Source organism: Nonomuraea sp. B12E4, from assembly GCF_039871825.1.
GTDB lineage: Bacteria > Actinomycetota > Actinomycetes > Streptosporangiales > Streptosporangiaceae > Nonomuraea.
Genome location: NZ_JBDPME010000001.1, coordinates 234,084 through 256,213, shown reverse-complemented (window position 1 = coordinate 256,213; position 22,130 = coordinate 234,084). Strand labels below are relative to the sequence as shown.

Here is a 22,130-nt window from a genome sequence, read left to right as displayed (position 1 = left end):
ATGACGTTGTCGCCCCTGCAGCCGCAGTCGCCCGCCGAGCGGGCGCAGCCCCTGGAGCTGCGGCTCCCCGTTGCGAACAAGCACCCCCTGGAGCCGAACCGGGACGAGCTGACGGCGATGATGTCCTCGGCCACCACGTTCGTGTCCGACTTCATCGGCTCGCTCAACGAGACCCAGACCAACGACGCGACCGTCCCCGACGACATGCTGGCACACCTGCTCTCGCCGCCGAGCGAGCAGCCCGGAGACTTCGACCAGCTCCTCGTGACGTTCCGCGAGGCCGCCGAGCGGGCGGTGGACACCGCCGGTCCCGGCTGCTACGCCTACTTCCCCGGCGGCGGCCTGTTCGCCTCGGCCGTGGCCGAGCTGCTCTCGGCCACCGTCAACCGGTACACGGGCTCGGGCGCCATGGCGCCCGCGCTCGTGGCCATGGAGCACGGGGTGATCCGGTGGCTGGCCGGCGTGTTCGGGCTGCCGACCACGGCCGGCGGCCTGCTCACGACCGGCGCCTCCACCGGGACCCTGTCCGCGCTCCTGGCCGCGCGCCAGGACGTGCTCGGCGGGCCGCCGAACACCGGGACCATCTACGTCACCGAGCACACGCACCACAGCGTGGCCAAGGCCGCGCGGATCGCCGGCTTCTCGCCGGACCAGGTGCGCGTCGTGCCGACCGACGCCGAACTGCGGATGGATCCCGGTGCGGTGGAGGAGATGATCGCGGCCGACCGCGCCAAGGGCCGCCGGCCGTTCCTCCTCGTCGGCACGGCCGGCACGACCAGCACGGGCACCATCGACCCGCTGGCCGACCTGGCCACCATCGCCAGGCGGCACCAGGTGTGGTTCCACGTGGACGCCGCCTACGGCGGGGCCTTCCAGCTCACGGAGCGGGGCAAGGCCAAGCTGGTCGGCATCGAACGGGCCGACTCGATCGCCCTCGACCCGCACAAGTCGCTGTTCCTGCCCTACAGCACGGGCGTCCTGCTGGTGCGCGACCTGCGCCAGCTCGCGGCGGCCCAGGAGGCCGACGCCGACTACCTGCAGGACCTGCACCTGGACTCCAGGCTGCCGAACTTCGCCGATCTGGGCACGGAGATGAGCCGTCCCTTCCGGGGGCTGCGGCTGTGGCTTCCCCTGCACCTGTACGGTGTCGAGGCCTTCCGCGCGACGCTGGACGAGAAGCTCGACCTCGCCGAACTGGCGCATCGGGAACTGGGGGACATCCCGCTGTTCGAGTCGCTGACCCCGGACCTGACGGTGCTGAACTTCCACACCTCCGGCGGCGACCAGGTGAACCAGCGGCTGCTGGACACCATCAACGCCGGCGGCCGCGTGGCCCTGACGAGCGTGCGCATCCGCGACCGGTTCATGCTGCGGATGTGCGTGCTCAACCACCGCACGCACCGGGCCCACCTGGACGAGGCGATGCAGATCGTCCGTCAGGCGGGCCGGTCGGTGACGCGCGGGGCCGGGCATCGAAGGGCAGCGGTTCAGCGCTTGCGCCACAGAGAGACGTCGGCGCTGAAGTACTCGTAGTGACGGCGATGGTCACGCAGCACGCCCGGCTCGTCCGACTCCGCCACCAGGTCGAAAGCCTCTCCCAGGAACCGTCTGACCTCGTACTCGCTGGTCGGTGCCAGGGAACGGGCGCCCAGCCACAGATCCGGCGCGGTGTAGGCCGGCTGCCACGACCACGGGCTGGCCACCAGCAACAGGCCGCCCGAGGTCAGCAGCCGGTCGGACTCGGTGAACTGCCGCAGGCAGGCACGCGGGTCGGCGACCCGGTCGAGCAGGTTGGCCAGGATGACGGCGTCGAAGCCCTCCAGTTCCTCGGGCAAGGTGACGGCGTCCGCGACGATGAACTCGACGCGGGCGCCGTCCGCCGGTTGCGGGGCCCGGGCGTGCAGGCGGGTGCGGACCTCGCCCTGGTCGACCCGGTCGTAGGGCACCGCCTGCCCGAGCGCCAGCTTGTTGGCGGTCTGGACGAACTGCGAACTGAGGTCGGCGCCCACGACATGGCGCACGCCGGCGGCGGCCCCGTCGGCGGCCAGGGTGAAGCTGGAGCCGCCCACGGCACATCCCACGTCCAGGACCCGCTCCAGGGAGAGGCCGAGCCGCTCGGCCTCGCGCAGGAGCAGCAGCGCCAGCCGGCGCGGGTAGGCGTGCGCGATGGCCAGCAGCCGGTCCTCGCTCCCGAAGGTCTCCTGAACGGTCGCGAAGTGCAGCATCAGGTAGCGGTCCAGCATCTCCTTGGTGCTGTACTGGTCTTCCTCGACATCAGCGGCGGCCGGGTCGGGAGCGCTGATCAGCCGGATCCCGGTCTGCTGCAGGAAGTGCGGCCGGAAGTGGAAGCGGGCCCAGATGCTGGCCTCGTCCCCGGTGCTGATGAAGCAGCCGCCGAGGATCATCTGGTGCAGGCCGTCGAAGCACGGCGTGCTGAAGTCCTCGTAGTAGGGATGGACGGCGAAGCCCTCCAGCGGGTTGGCGGTGTCCTCCGACCACGTCCACAGGTTGCCCGCCGAGTCGTGCACCCCGTGCTCCGTGGCGGGCGAGAGGTCCACCGGGGTCTCCGACCCGAACGCGAGGTTGAGGTTGACGCCCCGCTCCCGCAGCGCCGCACCGCTCAGCCGCATGACCGGGTCGTCCTCGACCGTGGGGCTGTCGGGCAGCGCGCGCAGGCACATGAACTCGCCCTCGCTGGGCAGCCGGTAGGTGCGTCCGTCCTGCTCCGAGCGCCAGGCACAGTACGCCTTGGCCTCGTGGTAGTTGACGACGGCCGGCCAGTCCCACGGCATGTCGATCTCGTCGAACGTCGTACGCAGGCGATAGCGGTGCAGCCCGCTCGGCCCGTCGGGCACCCAGAACTGCGGCCACTTGGCGTTGCGGAAGGCGCGCCAGCCCCATCCCTCCTCCGACCACAGCTCGGGACGGCGGTAGCCGCCGTCGACCACGAACCGGTGGTACTCGCCGTTGCTGATCAGGAAGCGGGAGGCCTCGAAGCCCGCGACGTCCAGATCCCGCGAGCCGTACTCGTTGTCCCAGCCGAAGGACGGCCACGACCGGGGCTTGCCCAGCCGCACCTGCCTGCCGGGGATGGACACCATGCGGTTGGCGGGAACCGACTCCTGCGTCGGCTTGCCGGCTGAGCCGGTGCGCCGCATCGGTGCCGGGGCCGGCCAGGCGGCCGGCTGCCGGACGAGCCTGATCGGCAGCTCCCGGATCAGCACGGAACTGGTCTCCAGGTGGATGCGGTCGTGCTCGAAGGCGAGCACCAGAGCCCACGCCTGGTCGTCCATGGTGACCGGCCGGCCCAGGTCGGGCGCGAAGGGCGTGGACTCGATGATGCCGCGTACGAGCTGGTAGACCTGGGCGCGGTAGGCGTGTACCTCGCTCACCGACGGCCAGATCATCTCGTTCTTGGACAGGTCATCCCAGGACATCTCGTCCACGCCGGTTTCCAGGATGTGCTCCAGGTAGGCGTTGACGGGGTCGTCGAGCAGCCCGCTGACGCGGAGCTTGTTGACGTAGAGCACGGCCGGGTGGCCGTAGTAGAAGATCATCGGGTGGCGCAGATTGTGCGCCGGCGGACGGTAGAACGCCTCGGCCGTCTGCAGGCCCGCGAACAGCACCTCGGTGAGAGTCCAGCTGTTGTCGAAGTAGTCGAGCACCGCCTCGCGGTCGCACACCTCCAGGTCGGGCATTGGCAGCGAGGTGATCTGACCGTCTTCTCCGATGCCCGGGCACTCGCCCGGCAGGGGTCGTTTACCAGTGAACCACCATGGGTCCCGGGGGCCGACCAGTCCCTTGTCCGAGTGGGCAGCGAGGTTCCGTTTCCACTCCTCCGCCACGGTTACCGTCATCGTTGTCACCTCTTCGTACGAGGGGGGGAACCAGAGCTCCTCGTAGGATTCCAAGGCTCACGATCGAGCGGCATCTCGCATGTTGCTGATCGCCACACAGCAGTCTGGAAGGTGGCCACAGCCGATTCGCGTCCGATGCTGGTAGAGATCGTCGATGAGGGACCCGTGATGACGACACTTGCCTTGGACATGACAGATGACACCGTGGAACGCTTGCGGGACTGGCAGGGAACCTTGCGCGAGCAGTTCCCGATCATCGCGAGCAACCCGCACCTGGCCTACATGGACAGTGCGGCCACCACGCAGAAGCCCCAGGCGGTGCTCGACACCGTCACGCACTACCTGACGACCTCGAACGCCAACACCGGGCGAGGCGGCTACCCCTGGGCGAACAGCACCACGGTCCGGCTGGAGCGGGCGGCGGAACTGGTCAAACGGTTCCTCGGTGACCCGCATCCCGAGAGCACGACCGTGGAGTTCGTCAGCGGAGCCAGTCAGGGCCTGCGGGCCGTGGCGATGGACTGGCTGGCGGACAGGCTCACGGACGGCGACGAGATCATCGCGCCGTTCGCCGACCACAAGGCGAACCTGGAGCCCTGGCTGGAGGTCCAGGGTCGCCTGCTGCGGCGCGGCATCAGCATCACCGTCCACCCGCTGCCCATCGAGGAGGAGTCGGGGGACTACGACTACGACGCCCTGGCGGCCCTGATCAACGACAGGACCAAGTTCGCCGCCGTGACCCACGTGCACCACGTGTACGGCGGGGACATGGGCGTCCAGCGCATCCGCTCGATCCTCGGCCCGGACATCCCGATCTGTCTGGACGCCGCGCAGAGCGCGGGACGCATGCCGCTGTCGATGGAGGAGCTCGACGTCGACTTCGCGGTCTTCTCCGGCCACAAGACGATGGCGCTGCCCGGCGTCGGCGCGGTGTGGGCGCGCAACAAGCGCGGCCCCGAGTTCGTCGCGGGCGGCTGGCGCGGCACCCCGAACACCACCGGCATCGTCAGCCTGGAGGCCGCACTCAACTGGCTGAGCGCCGCCGGCCTGCCGAACGTCCACACGTGGACCGTGACGCTGGCGGCCCGCCTGGCCAACCGGCTGGGCGGGCTGGAGGACATCGAGCTGCTGGGCTGCCGGCAGTGCCCGCGCGAGAACATCGTCACCTTCCGGCATCGCCGGGTCAACGCGGGCGAGCTGGGCTCCATCCTGGCGGCCAACGGCATCATGGTACGGGCCGACGAGCAGCTCCATCCCTCGCCCGGCGGCGCCGTACGGGTGAGCCTGCACATCTACAACACCCCGGAAGAGGTCGAACACGTGGTGTCGGTGCTCGGCCGGGCGTAGCCGCCCGGCCCGGGGCCGTGGGAGGGGCCCTGGCAGCAAGCGGCGGGCCACCGTCAGCTTGCTGCCGCCGAATCCCCTGGTCTGCGGCTCGCGTGGGATCCAAAGTCGATCGCGTAGGACTACTCAAGCGCGTTCGAGGGGATGCCGAGATGACGCAGACCGCCCACCCGGGACGGAAGAAGAGCACGCGCGGGACGCTGATGATGGTCGACGTCTTCGCGCCGACGATGCGACTGGCCCGGCGCTTCATCGACGCCGGCTACGGCGTGGTCCGGGTGCAGAGCACCGAGGAGGTCCCGACCGCCTACCGTGCGAGCATGAGCCGGGACCCGATCTCCGAGACCATCGTCCACCACGGCGACTTCCTCCGGACCCGCGAGGCGGTCGCCGAGCACGAGCCGGTCGCCGTCATCACGGGCGGGGAGTCCGGTGTCGAGCTGGCCGACCAGCTCAGCGAGTCGCTCGGCCTGGTCACCAACGGCACCGTGCGCAGCCGGGCCCGCCGGGACAGGTTCGCCCAGGCGGAGGCGGTCAGGACCGCCGGCCTGCGCGCCCCCCGGCAACTGCTCGTCACCAGCGAGAACGAGCTGGCCGTCTGGCACCACCACCTCGGCAGCCGGGTGGTGATCAAGCCGAACCGCGGCCCGGCCGGTGACGGCGTGGCGTTCAGCGACACCCCCCAGCAGTCGGTCGCCGCCCACCGCAGGCTGACCCGCGGCCGGAACGCCGCCGGAATCCGCGACGAGGGGCTCGTGGCCCAGGAGCACCTGACCGGCACCGAGTACGCGGTGGACACGGTGAGCTGCGCGGGCCACCATCGGATCACCGGCGTCTGGAAGTGCGACAAGCTGTCGGTGAACGGGGTCGTCGACCGGATGAGCGGCTGCACGATCATCCCCGCCGAAGGCCCGGTCCACAGCCGGCTGGCCGGCTACGCGGGCGCGGTGCTCGACGCGCTCGGGGTCGGGTACGGGCCCGCCCACCTGGAGATCGTGCTCACTCCTGACGGGCCGTGCCTGGTCGAGGCCGGCATCGGGCTCGCGGGCGCCGACGTGCCGTACTACACGTGCCTGGCGACGGGCGAATCGCAGCTCGGCTGGACCGTTGACGCCTACACCGACCCCGAGCGGTTCCTGGCCGGGTACCACCGTCCGTACCGGATCAAGCAGCACGTCGCGATGGCGTTCCCCACCCCTCCCGTGGAGGGGGTGCTGCGTTCCTATCCCGGGCTGGAGCAGGTGCGGCGGCTGGAGAGCTTCCACGACGCTCGCATGCACGTCCAGCCGGGCGAGTTCCTGTCCAGGACGGTGGGCAACGACGCCAGGCCGCTGGTGATCGGGCTGAGGCACCCGGTGGCCGAGGTGGTCGCCCGCGACCTGGCCTCGGTCAACTACCTCGACGGGCCGGCGTTCTACGAGGTGGCCGGGTGAGGACGGCGAAACGGCCCGCCGCCCCTGGACGCGCCGATTCCAGCGCGCCCAGGAGCCGCGGGCCCTACCCCGCCCGATACACGCGGTCAGGCCGGGCGGGCGATCTGTGCGGGCGGGCCGTCAGTGGGGGTCGCGTCCGCCGATGGCCGCGAGCCGCTCGTACAGGGGGGCGTCCGGGTTGATCTCCACCTCGGGGCCGATCTGGTATCCCTCCGACTCGTCCCCGCGGTATTCCGGCCTGAGGTTGTCCCCGGCCCAGGCCAGGGCCAGCTCTCCCAGCTCGGGGTCCAGGTCGGTGGGCTGACCCGTCGCCTTGGCGATGTCCCACGCGTGCACCGTCAGCTCGGTGATCTGCTGGCCGACCGCCCAACTGGGGGGAAAGTCCCCGACGGACAGGTGCTGCGACCGGTCCAGGGAGCCGGGCCGCCGCCAGACTTCCAGCAGCTCGTCCGCCACGCCGCGGAAGGCGCCTGACCAGTCATCGCCGATGACGTCGAGCCCCAGGTGCTCGCGCTTGCCGCCGGCGGTCACCACGGCGAACTGGTGCACCTCGTCGGTCACATGGTTGACCAGCGCCCGCACGTCCCAGGACCGGCACGGCGTGGGCAGCTCGGCCTGCTCGGGCCGGATAGCGGCGATGAGGGCGCCGACCTGGGCGAGCGCGCGTTCCAGCAGGTCAAGGTTGTCGTCCGATGAGGACATGAAGGCCGCCTCCTTAGAAATCCTCCGCAGAACAGTGTGGTGCGGGCGATTCTCCCGCGCATCTTCCTGCGTGCGGAATATGGCTCGGGCGGGGTCGCCGCCTCCGCCCGCCGAACTCGCACCCTGGGAGATGCCCGGCCACCTGGGCGGTGTGATCCTGCGTATCGAACCGCCCCGCCGTCTTTCAGGGAGGGTGCCCGCGATGCGCAGTCAAGCCGGAGATCGTGTTGGGATGCTCGGCGGGAGCCTGGCCGGTCGTGACGTCTGCGCCCTGTCGCTGGCCGGGGCCCACGGCGGCCAGCCACCGGCCGAACCCGAGGCGCTGCTGGAGTTCGCCAGGTATCTGCCCCTGCCGGGCGCATACCAGGCGGTCCGCAACGGCGGGTGGTGCGAGGACCGGGTGTCGTCGCGCTGCCCGGCGAGTGTGCGCCGCCGCCGCGAGCGGCTGACCCGTTCCCACTCCGCCTGCTGGTGACGGAGAGCCGGTGAGCGGCTGCGGCCGGAATGGCCGCCGGAGAACGCGTTTCCCGAATATTCGGCAGCGATTCAGCCGCAATACGGGAGATGCCGGATCGCGGAATTCGATGCGACGATGCGAAAGTCCCCCAACTGTATTCACCGGCGTTCGTCCGGAGAGTCAGCGCGGAATTCGCGCTAACCGCGGATGCGGCGCAACGCCAGCAGGTCACGCGTCGGCAATACCTGATCCAGAACGCGACTCAAGGAGATGATCGCCACGATGGGTACTCAAGTTGGAGAGCGCGCGGTGGTGCTCGGCGGAAGCATCACGGCACTTTTCGCCGCCAGCATACTCTCCAAGAGCTATCGCGAAGTGGTGCTGGTGGACCGCGACAAGTTGATCGGGGTCACCGAGTGGCGCAAGGGCGCTCCGCAGACTCGTCACATCAATGGGTTGCTCGCGCGCGGCCACCTGGCGCTGGAGGAGATGTTCCCCGGGATCACCGAGGAAATGATCATCGGCGGGGTCCCGCTGTCGGACCTTTCCGGCACCGTGCGCTGGTACTTCAACGGTAAGCGGCTCAAGCAGGTGCGCTCCGGGCTCACGTGCGTCGCCGCCACCCGGCCGATCATGGAGTACCACGTGCGCCGACGCGTGGAAGCCCTGCCCAACGTGACCTTCATGGAGCACTACGACATCGTCGGCCTGGTCACGAGCCCCGACCGCTCCCGGGTGACCGGCGCACGCGTCCAGCACAACATCGACGGCACCGGCGAGGAGATCCTCGAGGCCGACCTGGTGATCGACGCCACCGGCCGGGGCTCGCGCACCCCGGTCTGGCTGAACGCGCTCGGCTACGGGCCGATCGAGGAGCAGGGGACGAAGGTCGGCCTCGGGTACGCCAGCCGCCACTACAAGCTCGACCCCGCCTCCGACCCGTTCGGCACCGACCACTCGATCAACCCCGTGGCCTCCCCCACCCTCCCCCGGGGCGCGATCTTCACCAAGACCGACAACGGCCGGGTCGAGCTGACCATTTACGGCATCCTGGGCGACCACCCGCCGACGGACCCCGCCGGGTTCAACGCCTTCGCCAAGACCCTGGCGGCCCCGGAGATCTACGAGGCGATCGTCAACTCCGAGCCGCTCGACGACCCGGCGCTCTACCGCTTCCCCACCACCATGTGGCGGCGCTACGACAAGCTCACCCGCTGGCCCGAGGGCTTCCTGGTGATGGGCGACGCCGTGTGCACCCCCAACCCGGTCTACGCCCAGGCGCAGACGCTCGCCTCCCTGGAGGCCCTGGCCCTGGGCCGGCACCTGGAGGACGGGAACCCGCCCGACCCGCTGGCCTTCCAGCGCGACGTCGCCACCATCATCAAGCCGGCCTGGGAGATGACCACCGCCATCGACCTCAGCTTCCCCGGCGTCAAGGGCCGCCGCACCTGGCTGCTGCGGCTCCAGCACGCCTACATGCGGCGGCTGCAGGACGCGGCGACCCGGGACAGCAGCATCACCGGCGCGTTCATGCGGACGGCCGGGCTGGTCGACCCGCCCGAGGCGCTCATGCGGCCCAGCCTGATCTGGCGCGTGCTGCGCGGCTCCAAGGCCAAGCCGGCGCCCGCCAAGCCGGTACGGCAGAAGTCCCTCGTACGGTGACCCTTCCCGTCGCAGTGATCGACCGGCTCGGCCGGGGACGCGCAGCCGCGTCCCCGGCCGAGCCGCTTTCCGCGTGATCAGGCGCAGCTCGCCGTCCGCGCCGTCGAGGCGCACCGGCTGCGCCCCGTGATCGGCCGGGTGTTCCCGTTCGAGCGGGTGCCCGACGCCTTCGAGTGCTGCGAACCGGGCGGCGGGTTCGGCAAGGTGATCATCAGTCACACATGGCGACCGGGTATCGCGGGCAGGTGGGGCGCATGAGGGACATGGTCACCGTGACACCCTGCGAGGACGGCCCGCTGCTCCTACGGGGGACCTTCGAGCTGCTCACCCAGGACGGGGAGCCGATCGACGCCGGCCGCGCGACGGTCGCGCTGTGCCGGTGCGGCCTGTCGTCGGCCAAGCCGTTCTGTGACGGCTCCCACAAGGCCGGCGGCTTCCGGGCCCCCAGCGAGCCGGACCCGCCGACGTAGCCGGCGGGTGGAATGGGCGGCCCGGCGGATCCGGCCGCCCGCGTACGGCATGCCCCCGGCCAGGGCGGCCCCGAGCGCGAGCCAGCTGCAGATCGCCCGTTCCGCTATCCAGGCGGGCGCGAGCAGCGAGCCGGTGACGGGGAAGACCCGGCGTCCGCCCGCCCGCCACCGGCCCGCCTCGGCCAGCGCCACGGCCAGGGCGGCGCACGCCAGGAGCCGGCGGGGCCGGCGGACGAGCGCGAGTGCGGGCAGCACGGCGAGGAACGCCGCCATCCTGGCCGGTCGCGCGAGATCGTCGTAGGCCTGCCGGACCCGTTGCGACCAGAACCGGCGCGTGTCGCACGGCAGCCGCCGGACGTACAGGCCGAGCGGGCGCGCCTCGCGCCCGCCGTGGGCACGGACGGTGCGGATCAGCTCAAGGTTCTCGAACAGCACGTCGCCGTCGTAGCCGCTCATACGCAGGAAGAACGCCCGCCGAATCCCGAACGTGCCCGGATAGTCGGCGCCCAGGCTGCGGTTCAGCAGCGTCCGCGCGGTGTCCCAGCGGGCGTGCCAGGGCAGCGGCGCGAAGTAGTTCTGCGGCCTGACCAGCTCGGCGTCCGCCAGCAGGGCATGGACCGCGGCCAGGCCGGGCAGGTCGTAGCGGACGTCGTCGTCGGCGATGATCACGCGGTCACCGGCCGCGAGCCGCAGCCCGGTGGTGACGCCCGCGACCTTGCCGTTGGCGCAGCAGAGCCCGCTCGCCGGGCGGACGTGCCGGACGACGCCCTGCCAGCGGCGGGCGTGGCGGCCGAACAGCTCGGCCGGGCTCCCGTCCACCACGATCACCCGCGCGTGGCGGGAGAGCCGGCGCAGGTAGGCGGTCAGCTCGTCGAGCCCGGCGTCGTCGGTCCAGCGCAGCGGCAGCACGTAGTCCAGGTCCAGGGCGCCGGGCGGCCCGGGTGCCCGCCGCGCCGGCGCGCGGCCGCTCACGCCGGGACGGGCTCGGTCCACAGCGAGCCGGTCCCACGTTGCCAGCAGCCCATCACGTGTTCGGCCCACCGTCGTTCGAGCTCCGTCGCGCAGGCGGCGCCGTACAGGATGTCGCCCGTGTACGCGGGGAAGGCGGCGGCGAACCCGCCGCACATGTCGTTCGCCGCGATCTGCTCGTGCACGGCGTCCGCCACCACGTGCTCGTCGAAGAAGCCGACGGTCCGCGACCCGGCGCCGAGCCGGCGCAGCCCCGTGGCGTAGCGGCGGTTGGGGACGGAGGAGGTCATCTCCAGCGCGGCCAGGTGGCCCAGCAGCGCCCCGAGCCACCTGCGGTGCAGCCCGAACAGCGACATGGCGTTGGAGATCGCCAGTGTCACGCCGGGGACGCGGTGCAGGTGGGCGCCGTAGGCGTCGTCCAGGCCGAGGCCGCGCATGGTGGCACGGAACAGTTCGGAGTGCATGCGCTCGCGCCTGCCGCCGCCGTACTCGTCGGACTGGATCTCCACGAGCGCGGCCTTGGGGCCCCCGCTGAGCCGCGGGATGGCCCAGGTGTGCGGGTCGGCCTCTTTCAGGTGGTAGATCGACCGGTGCGTGACGAACTCCCGGAAGTTCTCCAGGCTGGCCTCGCGCTGCAGGAAGAGCGACAGCAGCGGCTCCTCGTCCGTGCAGGTCAGCGCCACCAGCGCCGCCCGAACCCCGGCGGGTCCGGGATCGGCGGGACGCGGTACGGCCGCCGCGAGGGAACGCTCGAACCCCTCCTCCAGCGCGGCCCGGAAGCCCAGCAGCCCCGGATCCCACTCCCAGCGGTCGTCCACCCCGTCGAACCCCTGATAATGAAGCTCATAACAGGCGAACAGGGCCAGTTGCGTGTCCTCGTCGTCCAGCGCGAACAGGGCCGGTTGCCTGTCCTCGTCGTCCGGCCCGGCCGCGTCGATCCGGGCGGCACCCGGCGGGCCTTCGAGTGCGCGGAAAAGTGCCTCGGTGATCGGCCCCCGGGGCGGTGGCAGCCGCATCACACCTCCCGGCCCCGCATGGGGCCGTCCACCTGGCTGAGAACACCGCCGGCCATGTGCACCCCCTCCAGTCCCCCTGTCGCTGGCGGCTGCCCCGGGGCCCGCTCCCTAAACAGGCGTTTGGGGCGTCCGCGGCGCGCTTCTGCCCAGGGCGGAGACGTGGTGCTCAGCGCAGGCGTAGCAGGCCCTGAGCCCGCCGAGCACGGGCTTGTCCCCGCCGCCCGCCTCGCGGAACGCGCGGGCGGCGTCGGCGCGGAAGTGGCCGAATGTCGTCATGGGGCTCACCTGCCGGTGTCGGCGGGGATGGTGATCGTGGCCACCAGGACGTAGCCGACCTCGACGTCGCGGTAGGTCACGTGCCTGTCCACGACGTCCGGCAGGTTGGTCCGGTCGCTGCGGGAGCTCGACTCGTGATCGGGGTGGCCGGCGAAGCCGACGCGCGTCCGCGGCTCCTCCTCGAAGCGGAGTTCATCGGCCGTCACCCTGGCGGTCAGCTCGATGTCCGGCGCCGGTTCCCGATCGGTGCTCATGGGGGCTCGTCCCGTCGCCGGACCGGATGCGGACGTCTCGGCCGGTCGCGCGGGTCCTCCTCCTCGCGGCGGCGCCGGAGGGGCCTGCCCTCTCCTTCGGCGGGCCTGGCCCGCCTGGGCATCCGGTCCCGGTCCCGATCGGGTCCGTGCTCCTCGGCCGCCTCGCCGCTCCCCCGGCCGATCTCCTCGACCACATCCTCGGCCCCACGGCCGACCTCCTCGACCGCTTCACCGGTCCCCCGGCCGACCTCCTCGACCGCTTCACCGGTCCCCCGGCCGACCTCCTTCAAGGCGCCTCCGGTGCCCTGGCCGAGGTCCTCGACGGCTCTGCCGGCTCCCCTGCCGAGGTCCCTCAACGTGCCCCTGGCGCCCGCGCCCACCTCCTCCACGGCACCCCCGGCGCCGCGGCCGATCTCCCCGACCGCCCGGCCGGTGCCGCCTCCGACGTCGCGAAGGGCCGACTCCAGGCCCCGCGACAGGTGCTCGAGGATCTGCGGGTTGTCATCGATCGTCCGCAGCACCCGGTCGAGGATCCGGGCGACGTTCTCCAGCCGCACCTTGAGCAGCGCCTGGGCCTCGACGCCCTTGATGTCCAGGGCCACGTGCCCGAGGTCCACGTCGGCCCCGACGCCGAGCCGCAGCAGGTCGAGGACTTCCGCGTTCAGCGACACCCGGGCCCGCAGGTCGTTCACCTCAAGATGGATCTCGTCCACCTTGACGACGGGGACATCGAGGAGGACGTCCGGCTCGCCGCCCAGCGGCTGGGCACGCGTCGCCGGCTCGTCGTGCCGCCGCTCGTGTCGCCGCTCCCGGACGTCGATCTCACCGGTCCGGTTCACCTGCTCGCGCGAGTTCCCGAAGCGGTACCGCCGGTGATTCCGCGATGCGCGGTTGTCCATGAGACCTCCTCGGTTTCCGTCGAGATCTCTCCCCCCAGGATATCGAAACCGCACAAAACACTCATAAAAGGGAGGTAGAGGACAGGCTTGGCATGGCGAACGGAAGCAGGCGGGCCAGGTCCTGGTCACATTTCCGGCGGGGTGGCGGTTCCGCGGATCCACCGGTGAAGGATGGGCAGCGTGGGGCGCGGCCGGAAGGTGTCGATCGGGCCGGCCTCCAGCCCGGCCGTCCGGATCGCCGTGGCGATGTCCCGGTTGAGATGGCAGCCGGCGGCCAGCCGCCGCCACAACGGCGCCAGCGCGTCCTGGGCACGCCCCCGGACTCCGTCGTCCCGTACGTGCTCGATCACCACCAGACGGCCCGCCGGCCGCAGGACGCGCCGCACTTCGGCCAGGGCGGCGGGCAGATCGGCCACCGAGCACAGCACCAGCGTGGAGACCACCACGTCGAAGGTGTCGTCGCCGAACGGCAGATCCTCGACGCGTACCGGGCTGAGCTCGACCGGGACGCGCGCTTCGCCCAGCCGCCGGCGTAGCCGCTCGCGCATCGCCGGGTCCGGTTCGGCGGCCACGACGTGATCGGCGCGCCGATAGTGGGCGAGGTTGGCGCCGGTGCCCGCGCCGATTTCCAGGATCTGCCCGCCCAGGTCCGCCAGCAGCTCCTCGCGGACCCGGCCGAGCCAGCGCCGCTCCAGCGGCCCGGTCACGGTGTCGTACCACCGCGCGAAGAAACGGTGTTCGCCGACGCCCTGCCTGCCGGTCATCTCCTGGTTCATGGCGGCTCCCACCTCCCACTATGCCTCACGGCCGGGTGGCGCCACCGCACCGCCCGCCCGCCCGCACGCCATCGATGTCGGAAGGCTCCCGGAACCCCTGCGCCCGGCGAGCCAAGGCCGGGGCCGCCTACCTGCGGGAAACTCAAAATTGACCCATGATTCCGCCGCGGGAATGCACTATCACGGTCAACGCTGGAACCGGATGAACGTGGCCGCGAGCAGGACGCCCGGCACCCTCTGGTCTCACACCGGCGGCGGCCGGGCGGCCGCCTTGAGGAGCGGCATCCGGCCCGGAGCGATCGGCCTCCCATGTTTTGACCGTCCACGCCCACCACGGCCTCCACGAAAACGGATCGGTTCAATGCCCGGTAAGTGCCCGGTCGCTGTCCTGGTCCGGGTCCTTTCCGGAGGCGAAACTCAAGTCAGCCCGGCTTTCGGGTCAACAGAAGCGGACATGAGTCTGCGCTGTTCGATCGGAAGAAGGAGACGACCATGCGAACGAAAATCAGGCGGATGGGGCTAGTGGCCATCGCTACCGCCGCGACGGCCATAGCTATGACCGCACCTGCAGAAGCGCACTCGTTTAGAGTGGGAAACGATTGGGGCTTCGCAGAGATCAACTCCAACCACACGACCCTGACTGTCTGCAGGATCCTCGGAAGCTGGCCCGATTCAGACGTCTGGGGCTCGGTTAGGTACAGCGGCGGTACTATCATCCGTTATGACGCGCCCACTCTCAGCGGCTTGTGTTACACCCACTCCCTAAAGGCCAACCCCACCGATGTCAGGTACTGTTGGCGGCCTTCAGGAACGAACAACCAATGTACGGCGTGGAGAGGCGAGTGACCTCTCCTGCGGTTTCTGTCCTTCTTGGCCCGTGAGGTTGCGGACCTTGACCGGTTGCGCCACCTTGCCTCCGGGCCACTGGTCAAACATGGTCAGGACTAGCTGCGCAAACACGAAGAGCGCCCCGCTCCTCCGCAAGAGGACCCTGTTGGCGAAGTAGACAAACAAAAGAAGCGGCCCTGTGATCACAGGGCCGCTTCTGTGTTGAGGGGCATTCCGGTTGTTGATGAACCGGCGCTGTAGCAGGGTTGGGGGTACCTGGGCCGCGAGATCGGAGTCTTCCCATGTCTCTGCGGCCCCGCTCCTACTGTGAGGTGCCTGAGGAAACCGTTCGGGTAGCGCGAGCGGCGTTCCCGGGCGGAAGCCCGGCCATCCGCATCCGCGACGCCCTCGGAGTGATCTACAAAGACGAGCAGTTCGAGGACCTGTTCTCGTCGAGAGCGATCCAGGCTTCGACTTCTCGGTGCTGAGCGAGTTCCGGGCCCGGCTGGTGGCAGGGAACTGCGAACAGCAGATTCTGGACACCGTGCTGGAGCGGGCGGCTGAGGCCGGACTGCTCAAGACAGCAGGGCGTGCCCGGACCGATTCCACCCACGTCCTGGCGGCCATCCGCGAGCTCAACCGGCTGGAGTTGGTCGGCGAAATTGGTCGGCGAAATGCTGCGGGCCGCGCTCAACGCGCTGGCCGCCGCAGCACCCGACTGGCTGACCAGCGTGGCCGAGCCGGACTGGTATGACCGGTATGACCGCCGGATCGAGGACTTCCGGCTGCCCAAGGCACTGCCCGCGCGCATCGAACAGGCCGAGATCATTGGTGCCGACGGCATGGCCCTGCTCACGGCCGTCCATGACACCCCGGCGCCGGCGTGGCTGCGTCTGATCCCCATGGTGCAGAGGCTGCGGCGGGTGTGGGTGCAGCAGTTCCACACCGTCGATGACGTGGTGCGCTGGCGGCACCCCAAAAAACCTTCCCCCGAGCAGCGCGCGGCTGGTCTCGCCGTATGAGGATCAAGCGCGCAGCGGCGCCAAGCGGGACATCAACTGGGACGGCTACAAGGCCCATCTCACCGAGACCTGCGAGCCCGATGCCCCCCATCTGATCACGAACGTGGAGACCACCCCCGCTCCGGGAAACGACTTCGAGGCCACCGCACTCGTGCATGACAGCCTCGCCCGTCGCGATCTGGCTCCCGACGTTCATCTGGTCGATACCGGCTACGTCACGTCCCGCGGTGTCATCGCCGCCCAGCTCGACTATGACGTGGAGCTGGTCGGCCCGATGATGCCCGACGCCAGCTGGCAGAGCCGCGCGAAGGGCGGCTACCCGGCGTCGGCATTCACCATCGATTGGGACAACCGCCAGGTGACCTGCCCCAGCGGCAAGACCAGCATTCGATGGGCGATCGAACCCGACCGAGACAAGATTGAGATCCGGGTCGAGTTCTCCCAGCGTGACTGCAGCCGCTGCCCCGTCAAAGCCGAGTGCACCCGAGGCCCGCGTCGGCGGCTGACGTTACGCCCTCAGGCCGAACACGAGGTCCTGACCCGGGCACGGGCCGAGCACCAGACTGACCAGTGGAAAAGCCGCTACCAGGCCCGGCAGGGCATCGAAGGCACCATCGCTCAGGGCGTTAAAGCGTTCGGCCTGCGGCGGTCCCGCTACCGGGGGACGGCCAAGACTCACCTTCAGCATCTCCTCATCGCCGCCGCGATGAACCTCACCAGGCTGGATGCTTGGCTGATCGGAACGCCACTGGCCCCGACCCGAACATCGCACTTTGCCGCTCTGCGGCCTGCAGCCTAAGGGGGTGTATCCATTCCCCTTACGACCTTCAGGGAGTGCGAAGACCACCTCCGAGAAGCGCGTGAAGCAGTCTCCCCTATTGTTAGATGCCGATCGAACTCTAGGGGAATTGAACATGCGCACTGTGCGGATCGACCGCTTTGGCGACCCTGACGTCCTGACCATTGCTGAGGCGCCAGCACCTCGCCCGTTGGAGGGCGAGGTGCTGGTACGCGTTGTTGCCTCCGCCATCAATCCCGTTGATGACAAGACCCGTCAAGGGGCCATCGGCGAGGGCACCCCACCCCTGCCGATGACCTTGGGCTGGGAACTGGCGGGGATCATCGTAGACAGCCCGGCCAGTGGACTGCCCGTGGGTGAACGGGTCTTCGGGATGTCTCACCAGCTGGGAACCGGACGAGGAACCTGGGCCGATCTCGTGGCCATACCGGTTGGCTCGCTCGCCGCCGCCCCCTCGGGGATCAGCCTGGTGGAGGCGGCGACACTGCCGTTGCCTGGGCTCACCGCCTTGCAGACGCTGGACTGGCTGGACATCCGCGCAGGAGAACGCCTTCTGGTGGCAGGAGCGGTCGGCGCGGTAGGAGGCCTGGCCGTGCAACTGGCCCGAGCGCGCGGCGCCCGGGTACACGCGCTGGTTTCCAGACCAGCCCAGGTCGAGGTAGCCAAGGAGTTGGGGGCCGAATGGGCCACAACGGAGCGCGCCACGCTCCAGGTAGCCGCCTATGACGCCGTCTTCGACACCTTCGGCGCCTTTGTCACCGAAGCCGTGGCCGATGAAGGCCGCTACGCCTCCATCGCCACCCAAGCCGGACCCGTGCCGGATCTGTCCCACCGAGCGGTCCGCACCACGGTCAACCAGGTGCGCGAGGACGGCGCAGGACTCGCCGAACTGGCCAAGATTGTAGATGCGGGCCAGGTCAAGGTACGAGTTGACTCCGAATACAGCCTGCAAGACGTGCAAGAAGCGCACGAGCACTTTCTCCGGGGCCAGTTGTCAGGAAAGATCGCCCTCATTCTCTGAAAGCGGCCGGTCAGGAACCGAAGCCTGGCACGTCCGCGCGACAGCACCGGTGGCAGTCGGACCAGTCTCAAGCAGCGCGTGGCGCAGACGCCGACCCACAGGCCCACGCCTGAGTGTTCATTTCACATGACAACCCCCCGTGATCACTCCTGTGATCACGGGGCCGTTTCTTTTGTTTGCCTACTTCGCCAACAGGGTCCCACAAGGGAGAAGCGGGGCGCTTCCGTTTCGATTGGCGGCTTACCGCTGCGATCCAGGCAGGTCTGGCCGCGGCGTGTGCCGGGCCTTGAAGCCGGCCACAGCCGCCAGCGCGGTCGGCACCAGCGGCAGCGTGATCGCCTCCACCCAGTTCTCCTTCAAGGATTCGTGCCGAAAGCGGAACTGGAACGTCCCGGTCGGGTCGAACACCATGAGCTGGTCCTGCTGCGTCGGGTGCACCCACCCGATCGACGCCTGGCTCTCGACGGCCGACACCGCGCCGCCGCGCTGCTCGCCGTTCGACGGGTTGAGGATCGCCGCCTGTCAGAAGCCGGCCGCGTGGGTCAGGCGGCACACGCCATGGTGGCCGCCTTCAGCGCCGCAGCGGTGAACTGCACGCCCATCGCTCCGGCCTTCTTGGCGAGACCACCGGCGTCAACGTCGACTCTTCGCGGCGTCGCGCACGAACATCATCAACCGGCGGACCGTGCTCGTGCCCCGGTCCTTCACGTTGATCTCGGCGAACAACTCGCCCACGTTCAGCGCCACCGGGTTTCACCTCCTGTGGGTCTCGGATGGGTGAAGTCAGCGGCCAGGGGAAGCACGAAACGCCCGCTATGACCGGTGAAATGTCCGGCTAATGCCCCGTCACTGCCCTGGCCGGGCATTAGAGCAGATCCGATACTCCCTTATGCACGATCGAATTACATCGAGTGATGGAGTGAATCATGCCTCTCAAACGAGCGCTGGCAACCATCGCCACCACGGCTGCCGTCATGGCCGGCCTCATGGCTGGGTCGCCAGCGGCATCCGCCGCACAGGCGGCCGCCGACTGCAACGGATACCAGCCGTGGGCCTACGCACCAGGCCAAAACGGCGACGTGGTCACGGGCATCGGATCATGTGGCAGCCAGACCATCACGGTAGAGATCTGGATCGACGTCTCAGGCGGGTTCGACAAACAGGTTGCCTGCTGCCCAAGGGGAACCAGCCCGGTCACGGCGTACGCGTACTGCAGCCGGTCAGGCCGCGGAAACTACTACACCGTAGCGCGGACGCCCATGGGGACCGTCGAGTCCGCGCGACGGCTGCTCTGCTAGTGTCCCGGTCCAGGAAGTCGCGGAAGTCCACCGCGCGATGCTGGGGCGACAACTTTCCGATCACCTTGCCGGTGGCCACGTTCAGCGCGGCGAACAGGTCGATGGTGCCGTGCCGGTGGTAGTCGTGGCTGCGCCGCTCGGGCGTGCCAGGCACCATCGGCAGCACCGGTGCGGACCGCTCGATCGCCTGGATGTGCGGCTTCTCATCGGCGGAGAAGACCACCGCGTTCTCGGGCGGGGACAGGTACAGGCCGGCCACGTCGCGGATCTTGTCGATCAGCAGCGGATCGGTGGAGATCTTGAACTCCTCCACCAGATGCGGCTGCAGGCCGAACGCCCTCGGCCATGGGGACCCGGGGTTCACGCTGCGGACGTACACGCATCTCATGCCTGAAAGCGACGGACGAACCCGGAACGCGATCGACGCGGCGTTTCATCTCCAGGAAACGGCCGCCGGAACAGATCCGGAACAGATCCCTTAGAGATCGAGATTTACCAGGTCAAATAGCTATATGTACTAGTACGAGGAGTACATGGTGACCTCGTCGATCGACCACCAGAAGCCGGACGCCCCGGTCTGGGTGATCCGGACGTATCTGGCACTCTGCGGTTCGACGGAGATCGGGCGTTTCGCGCCGAACCCGATGCCGGTCCCGACCGTCTTCCACGCGCTGCCGTCCAGGGAGAACTCCAGCCGGTAGCCGCGCATGTAGTCGGCCTCCGAGGCCGCCGGGGCCTGCACCGTCACCATGGCGATCGTCCGGACGGCGCCCAGGTCGATGCGGTACCACTGGCCGGGGACCTGGGCCGCGCCGCTGCTCCACCTGGTCGCGCTGTCGCCGTCGATGCCGCCCGCCGGAGTGTCGCCGCCGCCGGTGCCGGAGGCGGTGGCCGTCCAGCCGGTCCGGCCGATGGCGACCGGGGCGAAGGCCGACAACCCGCCCGCGTACTTGGCGACGGTCGCCGACAGCCGCTCGTTCGGGGTGAACGTGCTGGTCGCGAAGCGCTGGAGCTTCTCCACGAAGGTGCCGGGAACGTCACTGTTGATCACCGGGACGGGGGCGGGGCGGTTGTAGTACAGGCCCCAGTAGCCCAGGCCGTCGTCGTCGGTGCTCCGGACCTTGTAGCCCCAGTTCGACCAGGACTGCCGCCGGGCGTTGATCCCCGCCATCCAGCGGGCCCACACGTCGTCGTAGTAGTACAGGGAGTACTCGCCGTACAGGACCGGCACGCCGGTATTCGTCAACAGGCCGGCCAGGGTGTTGAGCTGGTCGGTGACGAACTGGTCCTGGGAGTTCCAGTCCTGGTACTGCATCTGGTACGGGTGCAGCTCGTAGACGACGTTGGTCCAGCCGTGGGTGGAGGGCGGGGCGATCTTGCTGAAGTCGTAGAACGCGCCCAGGACGATGACGTGGTCGGGGTCGATCGCGCGCACGGCGTCGTACAACCGGTCGTAGTAGGCGCTCTTCCGCCCCACGTCGGCGGCGTCCTCGGCGCCGTCCACGAGTGGCTCGTTGATCAGGTCGTAGCCCGCCACCGCCGGGTTGCCCTCATACCTGGTGGCCATCGCCTCCCAGATGTCCTCCACCCAGTCCTGGTAGGCCGCAGAGCCCCAGAATCCGTTCGGGTTGGGCCCCTGGCGGCCGCAACTGGCGTACGGGCAACCGCCGCCGGGCAGGGTGTGCAGGTCGAGCATGGTGTAGATGCCACGGTCCGCGAGCTGGTCGATCGTCCAGTCGATCTTGCTCCACGGGTCGGCCTTCCAGGTGCCGTCGAGGTGGAGCAGCGTGGTCCAGGCGATCGGCAGGCGGACGAAGTTCAGTCCCAGGGCGGCGACGTTGTCGAAGTCGGCCTCGGTGATCCAGGTGTCCTCGTGCGCGTCCCGGATCGCCTGCGCGCCGCCCGTCCCGAAGCGCCGCTCCAGGGCGAGTTGCAGGCCGTGGTCATCGTTGTACAGCGCGACCGACAGCTCGCCGATCGACCACCACTTGTCGCCGGTGCCGGTCTGGTTGACGCGCACGTAGCGGCCGGCGGCGGGCGGAAAGCTGATGTTGGTGGCCTTGAAGGTGCCGGCCCCGGCGGCCACCTGCGTCCAGGTGAACCCGTTGTCGGAGAGCTCGACGGTGTAGCCGCGGGGGTAGTCGCCCGTGGCGGGGTTGGCCTTGTCGATGTCGAGCGTGACGTTGTTGATCGTCATCCGCGCGCCCAGGTCGAGCTGGACCCACATGCCGGCCGCCTGGGCGGCGCCGCTCTTCCAGCGGGTGTTCGGGGCTCCGTCGATCATCGCCGGGACGTCCACGCCGCCCGAGGCCGAGACGGTCCACTGGGCGCGGTCCGTGAAGGACTTGTCGTCGTTGAAGACGTTGAACTCGCCGACCGACCACCAGTCCCCCACCGGGCCGCCGGTCTGCCTGACCCGCACGTACCGGGCGGTGACCGGGGCGAAGTCGGCGGTGGTGACCGGCTTCGCGGTGCTGCCCGCCCCGGTGGCGACGCTCGTCCAGGATGAGCCGTTCGAGGAGACCTCGACCTGGAAGACGCGGGGATGGTCGCCGGCCGCGAAGTCGGTGTGGTTGAAGGCGACCCGGTTGAAGCGCGACACGGCCCCGAGGTCCACCCGCAGCCATTCGGCGCCGCTCATCGGGGCGCCGGTGGTCCAGCGGGTGGAGTCGTCACCGTCCAGGGCGAGCGCGGCGTTCCCGGCGGAGGCGGTGGCCGTCCAGCCCGTACGGTCGAGCGCGAACTCCCCCAGGGGTGACATCCAGGCCTCCTGGGCGAGCCAGCCGCCGAAGTTGGTGCCGCGCAGGCCGACCGTGTCCCCCGTACCGGAGGCGTTCTTCAAGACGGAGCCACTGACCTTGAGAAAGTCACCCGCGTCGAGTGCGGCGGCGGCAGCGGATCGGGGGGTCGCCGCAAGGGTCGCGGCGGTGAGGGCTGTCGTGAGTACGGCGGCTAACCATCGGCGGCGCATGGGGACCTCCTCAAGTCCGGACAGTTGCGATGGTGCGTCCTCCTGACATACTTTGTCTACGGCTTAGGCTAAGCCG

At 69.7% G+C, this 22,130-nt stretch carries 16 protein-coding genes and 2 pseudogenes; 7 read left to right on the top strand and 11 right to left on the bottom strand.

Annotated features, from left to right (window positions below):
- Window positions 1-1,533, top strand: coding sequence for an aminotransferase class V-fold PLP-dependent enzyme (locus ABGB18_RS01125; protein ID WP_347693363.1), 1,533 nt, complete (start codon window positions 1-3; stop codon window positions 1,531-1,533).
- Here ABGB18_RS01125 and ovoA read toward each other — a convergent pair.
- Complete coding sequence (ovoA, locus tag ABGB18_RS01120; protein WP_347693361.1) at window positions 1,488-3,857, bottom strand: 5-histidylcysteine sulfoxide synthase; 2,370 nt, start codon at window positions 3,855-3,857, stop codon at window positions 1,488-1,490. The genes ABGB18_RS01125 and ovoA overlap by 46 nt on opposite strands.
- Window positions 3,858-4,046: 189 nt before the next feature.
- Here ovoA and ABGB18_RS01115 point away from each other — a divergent pair, with 189 nt between their 5' ends.
- Together ABGB18_RS01115 and ABGB18_RS01110 are read left to right on the top strand one after the other, a co-directional pair.
- Window positions 4,047-5,204, top strand: coding sequence for an aminotransferase class V-fold PLP-dependent enzyme (locus ABGB18_RS01115; protein ID WP_347693360.1), 1,158 nt, complete (start codon window positions 4,047-4,049; stop codon window positions 5,202-5,204).
- A gap of 149 nt (window positions 5,205-5,353) precedes the next feature.
- Entirely contained in the window at window positions 5,354-6,634 is a 1,281-nt protein-coding gene (locus tag ABGB18_RS01110; protein ID WP_347693359.1) for an ATP-grasp domain-containing protein, read from the top strand.
- 120 nt (window positions 6,635-6,754) lie between these two features.
- Here ABGB18_RS01110 and ABGB18_RS01105 read toward each other — a convergent pair whose 3' ends face one another.
- Complete coding sequence (locus tag ABGB18_RS01105; RefSeq protein ID WP_347693358.1) at window positions 6,755-7,336, bottom strand: TIGR03086 family metal-binding protein; 582 nt, start codon at window positions 7,334-7,336, stop codon at window positions 6,755-6,757.
- Between the two features lie 232 nt (window positions 7,337-7,568).
- Here ABGB18_RS01105 and ABGB18_RS01100 point away from each other — a divergent pair, with 232 nt between their 5' ends.
- Together ABGB18_RS01100 and ABGB18_RS01095 are read left to right on the top strand one after the other, a co-directional pair.
- Window positions 7,569-7,811, top strand: a complete 243-nt coding sequence (locus tag ABGB18_RS01100; protein WP_347693357.1) for a hypothetical protein — start codon at window positions 7,569-7,571, stop codon at window positions 7,809-7,811.
- A gap of 264 nt (window positions 7,812-8,075) precedes the next feature.
- The gene (locus ABGB18_RS01095; RefSeq protein ID WP_347693356.1) at window positions 8,076-9,455 is read left to right on the top strand and encodes an FAD-binding monooxygenase; all 1,380 of its coding nucleotides are present in this window, start codon (window positions 8,076-8,078) and stop codon (window positions 9,453-9,455) included.
- 302 nt (window positions 9,456-9,757) lie between these two features.
- On the opposite strand, the gene ABGB18_RS01090 is transcribed toward ABGB18_RS01095, so the two are convergent.
- The 6 genes from ABGB18_RS01090 to ABGB18_RS01065 all read right to left on the bottom strand — a co-directional run bounded on the left by ABGB18_RS01090 (window position 9,758) and on the right by ABGB18_RS01065 (window position 14,115).
- Complete coding sequence (locus ABGB18_RS01090) at window positions 9,758-10,897, bottom strand: glycosyltransferase family 2 protein (RefSeq protein ID WP_347693355.1); 1,140 nt, start codon at window positions 10,895-10,897, stop codon at window positions 9,758-9,760.
- Window positions 10,894-11,910: an iron-containing redox enzyme family protein gene (locus tag ABGB18_RS01085; RefSeq protein WP_347693354.1), complete on the bottom strand. Its 1,017-nt coding sequence runs from the start codon at window positions 11,908-11,910 to the stop codon at window positions 10,894-10,896. Before ABGB18_RS01085 ends, ABGB18_RS01090 begins: the two co-directional genes overlap by 4 nt.
- Window positions 11,911-12,018: 108 nt before the next feature.
- On the bottom strand, window positions 12,019-12,186 hold the full coding sequence (locus ABGB18_RS01080) for a hypothetical protein (RefSeq protein ID WP_347693353.1): 168 nt from the start codon (window positions 12,184-12,186) through the stop codon (window positions 12,019-12,021).
- Between the two features lie 5 nt (window positions 12,187-12,191).
- On the bottom strand, window positions 12,192-12,440 hold the full coding sequence (locus ABGB18_RS01075; protein ID WP_347693352.1) for a hypothetical protein: 249 nt from the start codon (window positions 12,438-12,440) through the stop codon (window positions 12,192-12,194).
- A complete protein-coding gene (locus ABGB18_RS01070) occupies window positions 12,437-13,339 on the bottom strand; it encodes a hypothetical protein (RefSeq protein ID WP_347693351.1) in 903 nt (300 codons plus the stop codon). The genes ABGB18_RS01075 and ABGB18_RS01070 overlap by 4 nt, the downstream gene beginning before the upstream one ends.
- A gap of 125 nt (window positions 13,340-13,464) precedes the next feature.
- A complete protein-coding gene (locus ABGB18_RS01065; RefSeq protein WP_347693350.1) occupies window positions 13,465-14,115 on the bottom strand; it encodes a methyltransferase domain-containing protein in 651 nt (216 codons plus the stop codon).
- A 1,130-nt stretch (window positions 14,116-15,245) separates the two neighbouring features.
- Here ABGB18_RS01065 and ABGB18_RS01060 point away from each other — a divergent pair.
- Together ABGB18_RS01060 and ABGB18_RS01055 are read left to right on the top strand one after the other, a co-directional pair.
- A pseudogene (locus tag ABGB18_RS01060) lies at window positions 15,246-16,764 on the top strand (transposase).
- A gap of 115 nt (window positions 16,765-16,879) precedes the next feature.
- Window positions 16,880-17,785 (top strand): NADP-dependent oxidoreductase, encoded by a 906-nt coding sequence (locus ABGB18_RS01055; RefSeq protein ID WP_347693349.1) that lies wholly within the window; start codon window positions 16,880-16,882, stop codon window positions 17,783-17,785.
- 240 nt (window positions 17,786-18,025) lie between these two features.
- On the opposite strand, the gene ABGB18_RS01050 is transcribed toward ABGB18_RS01055, so the two are convergent.
- The 3 genes and pseudogenes from ABGB18_RS01050 to ABGB18_RS01040 form a co-directional block, all read right to left on the bottom strand.
- Complete coding sequence (locus ABGB18_RS01050) at window positions 18,026-18,259, bottom strand: hypothetical protein (RefSeq protein WP_347693348.1); 234 nt, start codon at window positions 18,257-18,259, stop codon at window positions 18,026-18,028.
- An 834-nt stretch (window positions 18,260-19,093) separates the two neighbouring features.
- Window positions 19,094-19,429: pseudogene (locus tag ABGB18_RS01045) on the bottom strand (IS630 family transposase); the annotation flags it as partial.
- Between the two features lie 171 nt (window positions 19,430-19,600).
- Window positions 19,601-22,054 carry a discoidin domain-containing protein gene (locus tag ABGB18_RS01040; protein WP_347693347.1) on the bottom strand — a complete coding sequence of 818 codons (2,454 nt, stop codon included), beginning with the start codon at window positions 22,052-22,054 and terminating at the stop codon, window positions 19,601-19,603.
- Window positions 22,055-22,130 lie beyond the last annotated feature (76 nt).

Bases quoted from the DNA above. Each gene is read 5' to 3' on its own strand.
- ABGB18_RS01125 (WP_347693363.1), top strand. From the start codon at position 1: ATGACGTTGTCGCCCCTGCAGCCGCAGTCGCCCGCCGAGCGGGCGCAG.
- ovoA (WP_347693361.1), bottom strand. From the start codon at position 3,857: ATGACGGTAACCGTGGCGGAGGAGTGGAAACGGAACCTCGCTGCCCAC.
- ABGB18_RS01115 (WP_347693360.1), top strand. From the start codon at position 4,047: ATGACAGATGACACCGTGGAACGCTTGCGGGACTGGCAGGGAACCTTG.
- ABGB18_RS01110 (WP_347693359.1), top strand. From the start codon at position 5,354: ATGACGCAGACCGCCCACCCGGGACGGAAGAAGAGCACGCGCGGGACG.
- ABGB18_RS01105 (WP_347693358.1), bottom strand. From the start codon at position 7,336: ATGTCCTCATCGGACGACAACCTTGACCTGCTGGAACGCGCGCTCGCC.
- ABGB18_RS01100 (WP_347693357.1), top strand. From the start codon at position 7,569: ATGCTCGGCGGGAGCCTGGCCGGTCGTGACGTCTGCGCCCTGTCGCTG.
- ABGB18_RS01095 (WP_347693356.1), top strand. From the start codon at position 8,076: ATGGGTACTCAAGTTGGAGAGCGCGCGGTGGTGCTCGGCGGAAGCATC.
- ABGB18_RS01085 (WP_347693354.1), bottom strand. From the start codon at position 11,910: ATGCGGCTGCCACCGCCCCGGGGGCCGATCACCGAGGCACTTTTCCGC.
- ABGB18_RS01080 (WP_347693353.1), bottom strand. From the start codon at position 12,186: ATGACGACATTCGGCCACTTCCGCGCCGACGCCGCCCGCGCGTTCCGC.
- ABGB18_RS01075 (WP_347693352.1), bottom strand. From the start codon at position 12,440: ATGAGCACCGATCGGGAACCGGCGCCGGACATCGAGCTGACCGCCAGG.
- ABGB18_RS01070 (WP_347693351.1), bottom strand. From the start codon at position 13,339: ATGGACAACCGCGCATCGCGGAATCACCGGCGGTACCGCTTCGGGAAC.
- ABGB18_RS01065 (WP_347693350.1), bottom strand. From the start codon at position 14,115: ATGAACCAGGAGATGACCGGCAGGCAGGGCGTCGGCGAACACCGTTTC.
- ABGB18_RS01055 (WP_347693349.1), top strand. From the start codon at position 16,880: ATGCGCACTGTGCGGATCGACCGCTTTGGCGACCCTGACGTCCTGACC.
- ABGB18_RS01040 (WP_347693347.1), bottom strand. From the start codon at position 22,054: ATGCGCCGCCGATGGTTAGCCGCCGTACTCACGACAGCCCTCACCGCC.